At 58.3% G+C, this 15,223-nt stretch carries 7 protein-coding genes; 5 read left to right on the forward strand and 2 right to left on the reverse strand.

Annotated features, from left to right (window positions below):
• Window positions 1–31: 31 nt before the first annotated feature.
• A complete protein-coding gene (locus Pan97_RS14460; protein ID WP_165698768.1) occupies window positions 32–1,465 on the forward strand; it encodes a sulfatase family protein in 1,434 nt (477 codons plus the stop codon).
• Between the two features lie 9 nt (window positions 1,466–1,474).
• Here the strand turns inward: Pan97_RS14460 and Pan97_RS14465 are convergent, their stop codons facing one another.
• The gene (locus tag Pan97_RS14465; RefSeq protein WP_196782108.1) at window positions 1,475–2,410 is read right to left on the reverse strand and encodes a GNAT family N-acetyltransferase; all 936 of its coding nucleotides are present in this window, start codon (window positions 2,408–2,410) and stop codon (window positions 1,475–1,477) included.
• Between the two features lie 229 nt (window positions 2,411–2,639).
• Here Pan97_RS14465 and Pan97_RS14470 point away from each other — a divergent pair, with 229 nt between their 5' ends.
• The 4 genes from Pan97_RS14470 to Pan97_RS14485 all read left to right on the forward strand — a co-directional run bounded on the left by Pan97_RS14470 (window position 2,640) and on the right by Pan97_RS14485 (window position 14,692).
• Window positions 2,640–5,126 (forward strand): DUF1553 domain-containing protein, encoded by a 2,487-nt coding sequence (locus Pan97_RS14470; protein WP_144973681.1) that lies wholly within the window; start codon window positions 2,640–2,642, stop codon window positions 5,124–5,126.
• A 9-nt stretch (window positions 5,127–5,135) separates the two neighbouring features.
• Window positions 5,136–6,542, forward strand: a complete 1,407-nt coding sequence (locus Pan97_RS14475) for a DUF1501 domain-containing protein (protein WP_144973683.1) — start codon at window positions 5,136–5,138, stop codon at window positions 6,540–6,542.
• Window positions 6,543–6,734: 192 nt separating this feature from the next.
• Entirely contained in the window at window positions 6,735–10,778 is a 4,044-nt protein-coding gene (locus Pan97_RS14480; RefSeq protein WP_144973685.1) for a PVC-type heme-binding CxxCH protein, read from the forward strand.
• Window positions 10,779–10,930: 152 nt separating this feature from the next.
• A complete protein-coding gene (locus tag Pan97_RS14485; protein ID WP_144973687.1) occupies window positions 10,931–14,692 on the forward strand; it encodes a family 16 glycoside hydrolase in 3,762 nt (1,253 codons plus the stop codon).
• Window positions 14,693–14,703: 11 nt separating this feature from the next.
• Here Pan97_RS14485 and Pan97_RS14490 read toward each other — a convergent pair whose 3' ends face one another.
• On the reverse strand, window positions 14,704–15,135 hold the full coding sequence (locus tag Pan97_RS14490) for a hypothetical protein (RefSeq protein ID WP_144973689.1): 432 nt from the start codon (window positions 15,133–15,135) through the stop codon (window positions 14,704–14,706).
• Window positions 15,136–15,223: the final 88 nt, after the last annotated feature.

The raw sequence follows: 15,223 nt of genomic DNA on the forward strand, positions 1-15,223 counted from the left end.
CTCCCTAATTTCCCCATCGACTCACGTTCTCATGCACATCCTTCGCACGCTCGTCCTGGTTGCCGTCTGCTCGCTGACCTCTGCCGCCATGGCGGCAGAGCGCCCCAACATCGTTTGGATCATCGCCGATGACCTTAGCCCCGAGTTGGGCTGCTACGGCTACCAAGGGGTCAGCACGCCCAACATCGATCGGCTTGCCAACCAGGGGCATCGCTATACGGCGGCGTTTTCCACCGCGCCGGTCTGTTCGTCGTCGCGATCCGCGTTCATTACCGGGGTGTATCAAACGGCCACCGGGACGCACCACCACCGCACCGAAGTCAAACGCCCACTGCCAAGTCCAGTCGCGCCGATCCTTGCGCTACTAAAAGATGCCGGGTACTATCTGAGCAACGGCAACAACACGCTGACGCGCGCCGGCAAGACCGACTACAACTTTACCACCACCGGCAACTTGTTCGACGGCATCGACTGGTCGAAGCGTGCCCAAGGGCAACCCTTCTTCGCTCAAGTTCAGATCCACGAACCGCACCGCCCGTTCGTGCAAGCCAAGGACGTCACTCGGGCCGACGACGTCGAGATTCCTACGTATTACCCTCAGCACCCTGTCATCCGAGCAGATTGGGCGAACTATCTCGCCAGTATCGAAACGCTCGATCAACATGTCGGCGCATTGCTTCAGCGGCTCGAAAAAGAAGGGGAACTCGACAACACGGTGATCTTCTTTTTCGGAGACCACGGCCGGCCTCATTATCGCGACAAGCAGTGGCTCTACGACGGAGGCCTGCGCGTGCCGCTGCTGGTGCGCTGGCCGGGACATTTGCAGCCTGGTGTCGTCAAGCCCCATTTAGTCAGCCTGATCGACGTCAGCGCGGCCACCATCGCGGCGGCAGGCATCGCGGTTCCCCCGTGGATGGATGGCCAGGATTTTCTTGCCAGCGACTTCAAGGGTCGAGAAAGGATCTTCGCGGCGCGCGATCGATGCGGCGATGCGGTCGATCGAATTCGCTGCGTGCGAACCGACTCGTTCAAATATATTCGCAACGACTTCCCCGAACGCCCCTACACGCAGACAAGCAGTTACAAAGAGCTTCAATACCCCGGCATGACGGTCGCTCGTGTGCTCAAGCAGCAGGGCAAGCTGGAAGGTCCCCCGGCGGCTTTCTGGGAAGAGTCTCGACCGGCGGAAGAGCTGTACGACCTGAATGCCGACCCGGACGAAACCAACAACGTTGCCGGTGATCCAAAATACCAGAAGGTATTGGCCGATCTTCGAGGTGACCTCGATCAGTGGATCGCCGATACCAACGATCAAGGCTATCAACCCGAACCTAAGCTGCAAGACACCCTCAAGGCCAGTCGAAAGTGGTCTGACAAAGCATACGATCGCCGCGGCATGACGCGCGACGTCGAGCCGCAAGCGTATCTCGAATGGTGGGAGAAAGAACTGGGGCTCAAGCAGTGACGCCACGTCCTAGCTGGTCTCAGGCATGAAGGTCGGCATGACGATCCCCTGAGGCTTTTTCCAATCGCCTCGAACCTGGGAAAAGTGCAGCTCGCAGTTTCTCGCTCCCCAGCTGTACAGTTGTTGGACCAGTTGGTTCGCTTCTACCGGAACGAGCCAGACTGGCGTGCGGCCGGCGTGATGCTGTAGCTCGAAATAGATTAGCGCCGCGGCGTCTTCCTCCGTTCGCATCGCACCAGGCCCCAGCATGTTCGAGCCTGGGTGGAATACCGAGGCCAGGAACCCATCGATACTGCCGGTGTCGTTCTCGATGACCGACATGTGCCACAGGCCAGACTGGTTCTCCAGAAAGTGGCGATAGTCGTCTGGCCGCCGAATGTGATGTAGTTCCTCTTCCAGCGCGACGATTGCATCGAGATCTTCACGGGCTGCCTGGCGAACGCGATCCAATCGCTGTGGCGGAATGCCTCGTTGAATGCCTTCCGGGGGAACTTCCAAGTACATGTCTTGAAAGGTCATGCGGGGAACGAAGCCGGCACGGTTGTAGAGCGAAAACGAATCGAGATTCACGGCGCTTGATACCAGCCGCACCGGTTGGTCCTCTTTCTCCGCGACGGCGATGACGAAGTCCAACAGCTTCCGCGCGACCCCTCCGCCGAAGTGATTGGGATGAACGTTCATGATTCCCAGCGACATATGCGACGGGCGAGGATGATAGAAGCATGACCCGGCAATCGCTCCTGTTTCATCACACTGGGCCAAGACGCAGCAGCCAGGATCGAGGGCCTGGTACACGTCGCAAAACACGCTGGCAACCGAGACGTCGCCGGTGAAGATCGGCGGACGAGCATGCGACTGGTACCAGGCGTTGGTCGAATGGTAGATCAACGACGTCACTTCATCTTGATCTTCGGTCGTCATCGATCGAATCGTGTAGCTCGACATGTTTCGTCCTGAATCGCGGCTGGCGGCTGGCTAGGTTATTGACGATATTCTGCAACGATCGGAATCTTCCTGCCACCCTGCCGGCAGTGGGATCATTTTCATGGAGAAAAGTCTCGCCTTATTTCCGACAATCCATTAGAATGGCAATTCGGGCACCGCGGTACCATTCCATGCCCTTCCCCCTAATCTTTTCGATTTCCCTCCTTCCCTGTTCGAGCGTGGCTATCGCATGACCAAGCTGCCTCATTCAACCTATTTCGTTCGCCTTCGAACGATGATCACAGCGATTGTCGTTGTCGGCCTCGTGTCGGGGTTTGCTCTTGCAGCAGATTCCGCATCACCGTCGGATGTGAGCTTTGCGAAAGAGATCTACCCCCTTCTGCATAAGGCATGCTTCGAGTGCCACGGGGTCGATACGCAAGAGGCCGGATTACGCGTCGACGAGCGTGCCGCGCTTTTCGATTCTGGCAGCGTTGTACCTGGGCATCCCGAAGATAGCGAACTACTGCGTCGTGTGACCTTGCCCAAGGGGCACGACGAGATCATGCCGGCGGTGGGCGATCCCCTCTCACCTGGCGAAGTTCGTTCTCTTCGCCGCTGGATTGCCAGCGGAGCAAACTGGCCTGAGGACTTCACTCCACCCAAGCACTGGGCTTACGTCAAACCAGAGCGGCCGGAACTTCCCGAGGTGAAACGCAAGCAGTGGGTTCAGTCGCCGATCGACCGGTTCGTTCTGGCCAGGCTCGAATCGGCTGAGCTGGAACCGTCACCGGCGGCCACGCCGGAGAAGCTGCTCCGCCGCGTCCACTTCGACTTGATCGGTCTTCCGCCGACGCCTGCCGAGGTAGATGCCTTCGTTGCCGATCCCTCTGCGGAACACTACCGACGCATCGTGGACGAGCTTCTGGCACGACCTCAGTTTGGCGAACGCTGGGCCCGCCCCTGGCTGGACCTGGCGCGCTATGCGGACTCGCACGGCTTTCAGCGCGACGACCTCCGCGATATTTGGGCCTATCGCGATTGGGTCATTCAAGCAATGAACGATGACATGCCGTTTGATCGATTTACGATCGAGCAGATCGCCGGCGACCTCTTGCCCGATGCGACCGAGTCGACGCGAATCGCGACAGGTTTTCATCGCTGCGCGCCGACGAACGTTGAAGCGGGCTCCCTCCCCGAAGAAACCCGAACCGAACAAATCATCGACCGCGTCAACACCACGGGAGCCGTATGGCTGGGGACGACGCTGGAATGCTGCCAATGCCACGACCACAAGTACGATCCTTTTCTAATGAAGGATTACTACCGGATGCTGGCCTTCTTCAACAGCACCAAACGCGAGGCCGACCGCACCGATCCCAAAAAGCCCAGCTCGATTGCGTTCCAAGGTCCCTCAATGGATCTGACAGATCCCGAGAAAGAGAAGCGCCGTAAGCAGCTACAAACGCAACAAGCCGAAATTAAGAAACAAAAGACGCAACGACGGGGCGAACTCGAAGCGGACCTGAAGACTTGGGTCACCAGCATCGAGGCCGAAGCCATGGAGTCGATGCCAGACCCGGTAAAAAAGGCGATCGCCAAAGGCCCGGAAAAGTGGACGGATAAGGAAGAGAAGACACTCCTGGACTTTTGCATCGAGCAAGACACTTCGAGTCAGAAGCTGGACAAGCAGCTCAGCAAGATCGAGCGAGACCTGAAAGCCGCCCAGCCAGACACCACGCTGGTAATGATCGAACTTGAAGAGATGAGACCGACCCATATCTTCGAGCGAGGAAACTACCAAAGCCCTGGCGAGTTGGTTGAGCCCGGCACGCCCGAGGCGCTGCATGCGATGCCGGAAGGGCCAGCCAATCGACTGACGCTGGCACGTTGGCTTGCTTCGCAAGAGAACCCCTTGGTTGCCCGCGTGGTGGTCAACCGCTGGTGGGCGGAACTCTTCGGCCAAGGGATCGTGGCCACCGAAGAAGACTTCGGCATCAAAGGAGAGTTGCCCACGCATCCACAGCTGTTGGACTGGCTGGCGGTCGAACTGATGGAAAACGGCTGGTCGCGCAAACAGCTTCTCCGCGAGATCGTTCTTTCGGCGACCTACCAGCAGTCGTCGAATATGACCAAACAACTACTGGAAGTCGACGATCAGAACAAGCTGCTGGCACGCGGGCCGCGTATTCGAATGGATGCCGAAATGATCCGGGACAACGCCCTGGCAATTTCGGGACTGCTGAGCCTCAAGCAGTTCGGGCCTCCGATTCGTCCCTATCAACCCAGTGGCATTTGGACCAAAGTGGGTGGCCAGAAGTACAACTACCAGGTCAGCCCCGGCAGCGAACAACATCGCCGCGGGATTTACGTCGTTCTGAAACGGGGTTCCCCCTACCCCAGTTTTCTGAACTTCGATGCGACCGCGCGGCTCGCCTGCACGGTGCAGCGATCGCGAACGAATACTCCGCTGCAGGCCCTCACGCTGTTGAACGACCCAGTCTATGTCGAGGCCGCCCAGGCCTTGGCCAAGCGTATTCAAACGGAAGCCAAGGATCAGCCGCTTGACGAGCAGTTGAATTACGCCTTCCAGTTGTGCACCGCGCGGTCGCCCAGCGAATCGGAAATGGCAACCCTGAGAAATCTGGTCCAGCTTTATCCCGACGACGCCGACAAAGCGTGGTTCAACGTTTCGACGGCCTTGTTGAACCTGCACGAAACCATCACCAAGGACTAGCGTGACGCGATGAGCATCGAAAACCAACCACCAGCCATGACGCGTCGCGGGTTTCTGCAAAACTCAGGCATCGGGTTTGGCGGCATCGGGCTGGCGTCTCTCCTGCAGCAAGAGACGATCGCCGGAACGCTCCCCGCGCATGTCATGCCGCGGGCCAAGCACGTAATCTATCTGCATATGATCGGCGCTCCTTCGCAGTTGGATCTGTTTGAACCGAAGCCGGAGCTGGTCAAACGCCACAATCAACCGTGCCCCGCGGAAGTCACCAAGGACCGCGATTTTGCTTTCATTGGCAAGACGTCCACGCTCGCCGGTTCCCCCTTTAAATACACCCAGCATGGCGCGTGTGGTCACCACTTTTCGGAACTCTTGCCCCACCTGGCCGGCGTTTCGGATGAGATCGCGATGATCCATTCGATCCATACCGAAGAGATCAACCATGCCCCGGCGCAGATGTTCCTGCACTCTGGCTTTGGTCGCGGCGGTCGTCCCAGTTTCGGATCTTGGGTTTCGTATGGTCTCGGATCCGAGAACGAAAACCTGCCAGGCTACATCGTTCTATTAAGCGGTCCTAAAGGGGGCGCAGGCACGAGTCTTTGGTCAAGTGGTTTTCTGCCCAGTATTCACCAAGGAATTCAGTTCCGCTCCGAAGGAGACCCGGTCCTGTTTCTCTCCAGCCCGAAAGACCACACCGCACAAGACCGCCGAAATGTTCTCGACGCCTTGTCCGATCTCAACCGGCAGCAGCTGGCAACCACCGGCGATCCCGAGATTGAAACACGGATCGAGCAGTACGAGATGGCCTTCCGCATGCAGGCCTCGGTCCCGGATCTGATGAACTTGGAAGGGGAAACGAAGGAAACACTCGCCCTTTACGGGGCCCAGCCTGGCAAGGCATCGTTTGCCAATAACTGCTTGCTGGCTCGGCGACTGGTCGAACGAGGCGTGCGGCTGATCGAACTCTACGATGCCGACTGGGACCATCATAGCGGGCTCGATAAACGCCTACCGGCCAAGTGCAAGGAAACCGACAAGCCGATCGCCGCGCTGATCAGGGACCTCAAGCGGCGTGGACTGCTGGACGATACCTTGATCGTCTGGGGTTCCGAATTTGGCCGAACGCCACTTCGCCAAGGGGGAAATGCCAAAGGAAACTCCGTGGCAGGCCGCGACCATCACAAAGACGCATTCACCATGTGGCTGGCCGGGGGGGGCGTAAAAGGAGGCGTCAGTCACGGTCGCACCGATGACTTCGGCATGGACATCGTCGAGAATGGCGTCCATGTTCATGACCTTAACGCCACCATTCTGCATCTCCTGGGCATCGATCACGAGCGGCTCACGTACCGTTACCAAGGTCGCGAATTCCGCCTGACCGACGTCCACGGGAGCTTGATTCGTCCGATTCTTGCCTGACCGCCGCTGGTAAATTTCTCTAGGTGTTGGACATTATTTACAAGGAAACCTCCTAGGAATGGGTGGTAGACTGAACACCCCAAGCAGCCCGCCGCGGTTGTTTTGGTTCACCTTACGGGGCATGACGCCCTGGTCATTCCCTCCCAGTACCCTCATCCCGTCTTGCCTTTTGCCCGACAAAGGATCCCGACCATGCGAACGATCGTGATCTCCGCCTGCGCTGTCTGCTTCTTGTGTTGCCTCGTATCGGCATTACCGGCAGCCGCCCCTGAAGGTCATCTTCCCAAGGGAGGTGACGGTCGACCGTTGAACCTCGACTTCGAGACCGGCACGCTCCAAGATTGGTCGGCCCACGGGGAAGCTTTCCAACAGCAGCCGATCGAAGGTGACACGGTCAATCGTCGACGCGGCGACATGAAGAGCCAGCACCAAGGCAAGTTCTGGATCGGCGGGTACGAACGTAAGCAGGATCAGCCGATCGGCACGCTTACCTCGGTCCCTTTTAAGGTCACGCACCCTTGGGCGGCATTCTTGCACAACGGTGGATCTGACGGAAAAACGCGGGTTGAGTTGGTCGATGCTGAAAACGACAAGGTCTTCTATTTCACCGTCGGCGAAGCACGTGAAAACATGCGACTGGTCGTGGTCGACTTGAAACGCATGCAAGGCAAAAACATCTATATTCGCCTGGTCGACGAGCATCGCGGCGGTTGGGGACACTTGAACTTCGACAACTTCCGCTTCTACGACGAAGCCCCCGCCAAACCGAAGCCGCCTCAAAAACCACTCGTGGCGGATGACTACCCGCACGCAGGCCTATCGGCCGAAGAAGCGGCGGCCGCCATGCGGTTGCCGGAAGGATTCTCGGTAATCGTGAGCGCCGCCGAGCCTGACGTCACGCAGCCGATCGCCATGGCCTTGGACGATCGCGGGCGGCTGTGGGTCGCGGAAGCGTTTGAGTACCCACTGCGTGCCAAAGATGGCGAGGGACGCGATCGCATCCTGATTTTTGAAGACAACGACGGAGACGGCAAGTTCGATAGCCGGAAGGTCTTTTACGAGGGGCTGAATCTCGTCAGTGGCCTGGAAGTTGGTTTTGGTGGCGTCTGGGTCGGGGCGGCTCCCTACCTGCTTTTCATCCCCGACGAAAACGGCGACGACGTCCCTGATGCCGAGCCTAAGGTGCTGCTCGACGGTTGGGGATATCAAGACACGCACGAAACGCTCAACGCGTTCATCTGGGGTCCCGATGGCTGGCTCTATGGCTGCCACGGAGTGTTTACCCATTCCCATGTGGGCAAGCCCGGGGCACCCGACTCGGAGCGGCAGCGGATCAACGCTGGCATCTGGCGTTACCATCCCCTGCGGCACGAGTTCGAAGTATTCTGCCACGGCACGAGTAATCCTTGGGGGGTCGACTTCAACGACTACGGTCAGGCATTCGCGACCGCCTGTGTGATTCCGCATCTCTACCACATGATTCAAGGGGCAAGGTACCAGCGCCAGGCCGGTTCGCACTTCAACCCGCACACCTACAACGATATCAAGACCATCGCCGACCACCTGCACTATCTGGGTGCCACTCCGCATAGCGGCAACAACAAATCGGACGAGGCCGGCGGCGGACATGCGCACGCAGGCGCGATGATCTACCTGGGCAATCGCTGGCCCAGCGAGTACCGCGGCCAGATCTTCATGAACAACATTCATGGCCAGCGTCTGAATGTCGACATCCTGCAGCCGGAAGGCTCAGGCTACGTGGGCAGTCATGGTCCTGACTTCCTGCTTACCCGAGATCGAGCTTCTCAAATTTTGAATATCCGCTATTTGCCGGATGGGAATGCCTACATGATCGACTGGTACGACATGCAGGCCTGCCATAGCCGAAATGCCGACGTTCACGATCGCAGTAACGGCCGCGTTTACAAAATCTGCTACGGCAAGAGCGAGTCGGTGAAAGTCAACCTGCCCGGTATGAGCGACCTGGAACTGGCCGAACTCACCTTGCACGTGAACGACTGGTACGTACGCCATGCCCGCAAGGTCCTGCAACATCGAACGTCGAGGGTTGAGATCGCCCCGGACGCAATCGCTCGCCTGAAAGAGATCGCCAGCACGCATGCCGATGCCACGCGACGCCTGCGCGCCTACTGGACATTGCATGCGATTGGTAAGCTCGATGCCCAGCAGATCGAACAGATGACCAACGATACCGATGCCTATGTTCGCGCGTGGGCATTTCAATTGGCATTAGAAAAGAATCATCAGCCTTCGAAGTCCCTCGAGCAAATCATGGTACGTTTGGCGAAAGAGGATCCGTCACCGGTCGTTCGGCTGTACCTGGCATCGGCAGCCCAGCGGATGTCGCTCGACTCGCGTTGGGACTTGTTAACCGCCTTGACCTCTCACCCCGAAGACGCCCAGGATCACAATCTTCCGCTGATGTACTGGTACGCCGCCGAACCGCTGGCCGATGCCGCACCTGAGCGTGCGTTGGCATTGGGGTTGGCCGCGAGCGAGTCGATACCACAATTGGGTCAGTTCATGCTCCGCCGGATCGGCAGTGGTGACTCGAAGAGTTCGCTGGCAACGCTCGTCAAAGGACTTTCCACCGTGGAAGCTCCAGCCACTCAGCTCACGTTCCTGAAAGCCATGCGAACGGCCCTGGCTGGGCGGCGTCAAGTTGCCATGCCGGCAGGCTGGGAAAAGGTAAGTGGCAAGCTAATGTCGGGTAGCCATGGCGAAGTTGCCGTGGAAGCAACCGCGTTGGGCGTTACCTTTGGCGATGCCAACGCGCTGCAGCGAATGCGTCACTTGGCCCAGGATGAAAGCGCCGACCAGCGCTCGCGCACTGCGGCGATCGAAGCCCTGCTTGCCGCCGCCGACCCCAACTTGCCGAGCACGCTGCAGTCGCTGCTTGGCAATCCCACCTACCGCGAAGTCGCTCTGAAGGGCCTCGCCCAGTACGACGATCCTCAGACGGCAAGCAAAGTGCTCGCGCTGTACGGGCAGATGTCCCCCACTGCCAAACGTTTGGCCCTGGCTACGTTGTGTTCGCGACCGGCGTATGGCAAAGCCTTGCTTGCGACGATCGCTAGCGGAGACATTCCTGCGAGTGATCTGACCGCTGATCTGGTTCGCCAGCTTTCGAACCTGCAGGACAAGGAGATCGATACGCAGCTTGGTTCGGTCTGGGGTTCGATCCGCGATACCCCCGAAGAAAAGGCCCAACTGATCGAGCAGTACAAAAAGTTAATCGCCCAGAAGAACCTGCCGAAGGCCGACCTGGAACTGGGCCGCGCGATCTTCGCCAAGACCTGCCAGCGGTGTCATACGCTGTACGGTGTTGGCGGAGCGGTCGGACCTGATCTGACCGGCTCGAACCGGGCGAACCTCGATTATCTGCTAAGCAACGTCGTCGACCCGAGTGCCGTGATGGCCAAGGAATATCAGCCTTCGATCATTCTATTGGATTCCGGTCGCGTACTAACGGGCATCGTTCGCAAGGAAGATGAAAAGACAATCGTGCTGGAAACGGCCGAAGACGTTCTGACGCTTCCCAAAGAAGAAATCGAAGAACGACGTCTCAGCGACAAATCAATGATGCCCGACGATCAGTTGCGACCGTTTTCCGAGCACGACGTGCGTTCGCTGGTGGCCTACCTGCAAGGGAAAGGACAAACGGCGCTCTTGGCAACGCCCGAGAATGCCGTGGAACTCTTCAACGGTACCGACCTGAAGGGGTGGTCAGGCGATCCCGCGCTGTGGTCTGCCGAAGAGGGAGAGATCGTTGGCAAGACGACCAAAGGGATTCCGCACAATAGTTTCCTCGTGAGTGACCTTGCCGCGGAAAACTTCCGCCTGACCATGGAAGTTCGCTTGGTGAAGAACGAAGGAAACAGCGGCGTGCAATTCCGCAGCCAACCATTGGCCGGCGGATCGGTCAAAGGATATCAGGCCGATATCGGCGCCGGCTGGTGGGGCAAGCTCTACGAGGAGCACGGCCGTGGTCTGCTTTGGGAAAAATCAGGCGAACCGCACTTGAAGCCGGACCAGTGGAACACATACGAAATCGTCGCCCATGGACCCGATATCAAGACGTTTCTCAATGGTCAGCCGTGCGTACAGCTGCATGATGACCAGGGAGCCAAACGCGGCGTTTTCGCCTTACAACTTCATTCCGGCGGACCGACCGAAGTCCGATTCCGCAATTTGAAGTTGGAAATTCTGCCCTAAACCAAGTCTTCGGCATATCTCCTTTGGAAAAACTCCCTCGCTGGCTCACTTTCAACCTGCCAGCGAGGTAATATAGAGCATATGCTGTGCGGCTCTCAGGCACGCCTGCACGACCTTCCTACCCTTCAAGCTCCTCCCAGAAAACACAACCCATGACGACACTCTATTCGCGCCTCCTTCTCTCTTTGACTGTTAGCTTGGCCCTTGGAAGTTCTCTGCTGGCAGCCGAAGAGCAATTCCAGGTCTTGTTCAACGGAAAGGACCTTTCCGGTTGGAGGGGACACGACAAGTTCTGGTCGGTCCAAGATGGATCGATTGTCGGTGAAACGACCTCCGAGAACCCAACCAAGGGGAACACGTTTCTCGTCTGGCAAGGCCCCGAACTGAGTGACTTTGAGTTCCGCTGCAAGGTCCGCTTCCAGGGCAACAACTCCGGCGTGCAATATCGTAGCGAGATCGTCGATGCCGATAATTATGTCCTCAAAGGGTACCAGGCCGATCTGCATCCGAAGCAGGAATACTTCGGAATGCTCTATGGCGAAAAGACCGGCCGAGGCATCATCGCTACCCGCGGCGAGCAAGTCATGATCAACGCCGAAGGGAAAAAGGAAGTCACCGGCAAGGTTGGCGATGGTACCCAACTGACCGACGACGAATGGAACGATCTGCGAATCGTCGTCGTCGGCCACCGCCTTATTCACCAGGTCAACGGCGTCACCACGGTTGATGTAACCGACAACAGCAAAGAGGCCTTGCTGAAGGGCGTCCTGGGTTTGCAGCTTCACCAGGGTCCTCCGATGAAGGTTGAATTCCGGAACCTTCTTCTCCGCGAACTCAAGGGAGACCAGGCAAAGGCCATTCTCAACGAAGCGATCGCCTCAGGCACACCCAGCGAGAAGACCGCATCCGATACGCCTACCGATTTGGCTCCCGAGTCCAACGAGGCCTGGCTCACCACCGAGCCCATCGCCAAGTGGATCTGGGCCAAAGATTCGCCTGACGGTCACAAGCTCAACCTTCGCAAGTCGTTTGAAGTTGGCGGCCAGGTCAAAGCGGCTCGGCTGTATGCCACGTGCGACAATAGCATGAAATTGATCCTCAATGGCAAGCCCATCAAAAGCAGCAACAACTGGCAGTCGCCCATCGAACTGAACGTCACCAAGTCGCTCAAGCCAGGCAAGAACGTTCTGGCCGTTGCCGGCGAAAACGAAGGTGGCGTCGCCGCGCTGGTTTTGAAGCTGGTCGTCCAGCTTGCCGACGGCACGAGGCAAACGATCGTCACCGACGAAAGCTGGAAGATCAGCGACGCGAAAGCAGCCGGATGGGAGCAAGTCACCTTCGACGATGCAAGCTGGACCAAGCCTACCATCAAGGGCACCTTGGGGGATGGTCCCTGGGGCATCCCCAACTACACTTCTCAGACCGCCAAAGGGGAAGCCAAGGACCCGCTCAATCCCAAAAACATACTGACCGCACCGGGTTTCGTAGTGGATCACATCTACACGGTCCCCAAAGAACAAGGGAGCTGGGTTTCACTTACCGTCGACCCCAAGGGACGTTTCTACGCGTGCGATCAAGGGGGAGCTGGCCTCTACCGCATTACTGTTCGTGAAAACGAGCAGCCACGGATCGAGCCTGTCTCGGTCGATGCCCTCAAGTCGATCTCCGGCATTCAGGGGATGATCTGGGCCTTCGACAGCCTCTGGGTCCATCGCAACGGCGGTCACCTCTATCGCTTGACCGACACCAACGGCGATGACAAGCTCGACACGGCCGAAGAGATCCCCGGCGGGACCGGCGGCGGCGAGCATGGTAACCACGCCGTGATCGTGACCGAGGATGGACGCGAACTTTATCTTGACGGAGGCAACCATGCCGCACTCGGCGAATACATGCAGACGCATGTCGCGACTTGGGACGAAGATCTTTTGCTGCCGCGAATGTGGGATGCCAACGGTCATGCTCGCGGTCGGCTTGCCCCTGGCGGATGGGTCACGCGTCTGAACCCCGAAACGAAAGAACAAACGGTCTACACGATCGGCTTCCGCAATCAGTACGACATCGATAAAAACCGTTTCGGTGACGTCTTCACTTACGATGCCGACATGGAATGGGACCTGGGCCTTCCGTGGTATCGCCCGACTCGCATTTGCCATGTGGCCAGCGGTGCTGACTATGGCTGGCGTAGTGGCAGCGGCAAGTGGCCAGCCTATTACGAAGACAGCGTTCCACCGGTGGTCGACATCGGTCCTGGTTCGCCAACCGGCGTTGTCTCCGGCGCGGGTACCGCCTTTCCGACTCGCTACCAGGATGCTCTCTTCGCACTCGACTGGACCTTCGGTACGATCTATGCCATTCACCTCAAACCGCACGGAGCCGGCTACCAAGGCGAGGCCGAGCCTTTTACCTTTGGCTCCCCTCTTCCCGTAACCGATGCCATTGTTGGCGAGGATGGTGCGTTGTATTTCACCATCGGTGGACGAGGAACGCAGTCGGCCATGTTCCGCGTTCGCTATATCGGTGACGAGTCGCTCGACGTTCCCAGCGAAGTCGATCCCGCGGCCGCCGAGGCCCGCATGAAACGGCGTCAACTGGAAGCATTCCACGGAACGAAAGCACCGGCAGCGGTTGAGTTTGCCTGGCCGTTTCTTTCCAGCGAGGACCGTTTCCTGCGAAATGCCGCGCGCGCTGCGATTGAAAGCCAACCGGTCGAGACGTGGGCCGCTTCGGTATTCACCGAACCCAACCCACAAGCCCACGTGACGGCAGCCGTTGCCCTGGCACGCATGGGCAGCCAAGAGCACCGAGCACCGCAACTGGCCAGCCTTGTGAAGATGGACGCCAAGTCGCTCGACAAGGGACAACTACTTGGTCTTTTGCGGGCTTACGCTCTTACGTTCATTCGACTGGGTGCCCCAACCGAAGAAGAACGCACGCAGATCATTGCTCAGCTCGATCCGCTGCTTCCCAGTAGCGACGCCGACGTCAATACCGAACTGATTCGTGTTCTCACGTATCTTCGTGCCGATAGCGTCGTTGCCAAGACGATGACCTTGATCGAAGAGCGTTCAACTCCCGAGATTCCTGACTGGTCGACGCTTGCCTCACGTAATGCCCGGTATGGCGGGACGGTGAATGCCTTGCTGAATAACCACCCGCCGACACGTGAACTTGGCTATGCGTTCATCCTGCGAAACATGCGCACCGGCTGGACGCTCGATCAGCGTAAGGCGTACTTCACCTTTTTGAACGAAGCGGCCAAGGCCTCTGGCGGTGCCAGTTACCCAGGCTACCTCACGCGCATTCGCGACGAAGCACTGGGCAACTGCACCGATGCCGAGCGTAAGGCACTCGAAAGCATTACCGGCGAAGACTTCAACCCGGTTCCCGATTTCCCGATCGCCAAGATCGAGGGCCCCGGCAAGGAGTACACGTTGGATTCTGCCATGGCAGCCGTTCGCGGCAAGCCTGACTTCGAGCGTGGCCGTTCGCTTTTCTTTAGTGCCACGTGCGGCAAGTGCCACCGCCTGGGAACGCTCGGCGGAAGCATCGGTCCCGACCTGACCAGCATTCCGCACAAGTTCGATCAGCGCTACGTCGTTGAAGCGATCGTCGATCCGAGCAAGCATATCTCCGATCAATATGGATCGTCGGTGGTGCTGCTGGACAGCGGCCGGGTCGTGACAGGCCTGCTCGTCGAAAATGACGACGAGGTCACTATCTATCCGAACGAACCGAACGCTGAACCGGTGAAGGTTGCCCGGGATGAAATTGAAGACGTTCAACCGTCTCCCGTTTCGCAAATGCCGAAGGACCTGCTCAATCCTCTGAGCCCGGAAGAAGTTCGCGATCTGGTGAACTATCTGATGGCCTCCGGCAACCCCAACGACAAACGCTACAGCAAAGGCAAGTAGTCGCTAGCGACTCAGACCTTTCCTCGCGATCCGCTGGCAGTCGGCTTGCGGATCGCCGAGGCTGGGATATCAAAAGCGTTCTGCGAATCTGCAGTCGGCAGGTTTACGTCGGTTTCGTAGGGATCGAACAGAGCATTTCCCATCGGCAGTTCGTTCGCAGGACTGGCTTTGCCGTCATATCCCTGAATGACGACGTGATGCGGTCCACCTGTGGGTCCGCGGCCACCTTCGGCCGTGTCAAACTTACCGTCACGTATCTCAGCGTAACCGCCTGGCCCTGTGTTGCCAGGAGAAGGGGTCAGCATGATGGTGCCCGCGGGAACTGGCTTGCCGTCATAGGTCACGGTACCGCGGACATCGAAACGTTGGATACCCGATGAATCGTGGCAACCACAAAAAACAGCCAGCGAGAAAAGCAAAACGATGGGGAATCGATTATTCATTTTCTTGGGTCTAGAAGTAGAGAGACGAGAAGATCGGTAGCTCGGCAACGATTGTGAGCTTGCCGAGCGTCCGCCGTCGAACCAGTTC

The sequence above is a fragment of the Bremerella volcania genome (assembly GCF_007748115.1).
GTDB classification, from domain to species: Bacteria; Planctomycetota; Planctomycetia; order Pirellulales; family Pirellulaceae; genus Bremerella; species Bremerella volcania.

Coding starts and splice junctions, on each gene's coding strand:
- Pan97_RS14465 (WP_196782108.1), bottom strand. CDS start 2,410: ATGTCGAGCTACACGATTCGATCGATGACGACCGAAGATCAAGATGAA.
- Pan97_RS14475 (WP_144973683.1), top strand. CDS start 5,136: ATGAGCATCGAAAACCAACCACCAGCCATGACGCGTCGCGGGTTTCTG.
- Pan97_RS14460 (WP_165698768.1), top strand. CDS start 32: ATGCACATCCTTCGCACGCTCGTCCTGGTTGCCGTCTGCTCGCTGACC.
- Pan97_RS14480 (WP_144973685.1), top strand. CDS start 6,735: ATGCGAACGATCGTGATCTCCGCCTGCGCTGTCTGCTTCTTGTGTTGC.
- Pan97_RS14470 (WP_144973681.1), top strand. CDS start 2,640: ATGACCAAGCTGCCTCATTCAACCTATTTCGTTCGCCTTCGAACGATG.
- Pan97_RS14485 (WP_144973687.1), top strand. CDS start 10,931: ATGACGACACTCTATTCGCGCCTCCTTCTCTCTTTGACTGTTAGCTTG.
- Pan97_RS14490 (WP_144973689.1), bottom strand. CDS start 15,135: ATGAATAATCGATTCCCCATCGTTTTGCTTTTCTCGCTGGCTGTTTTT.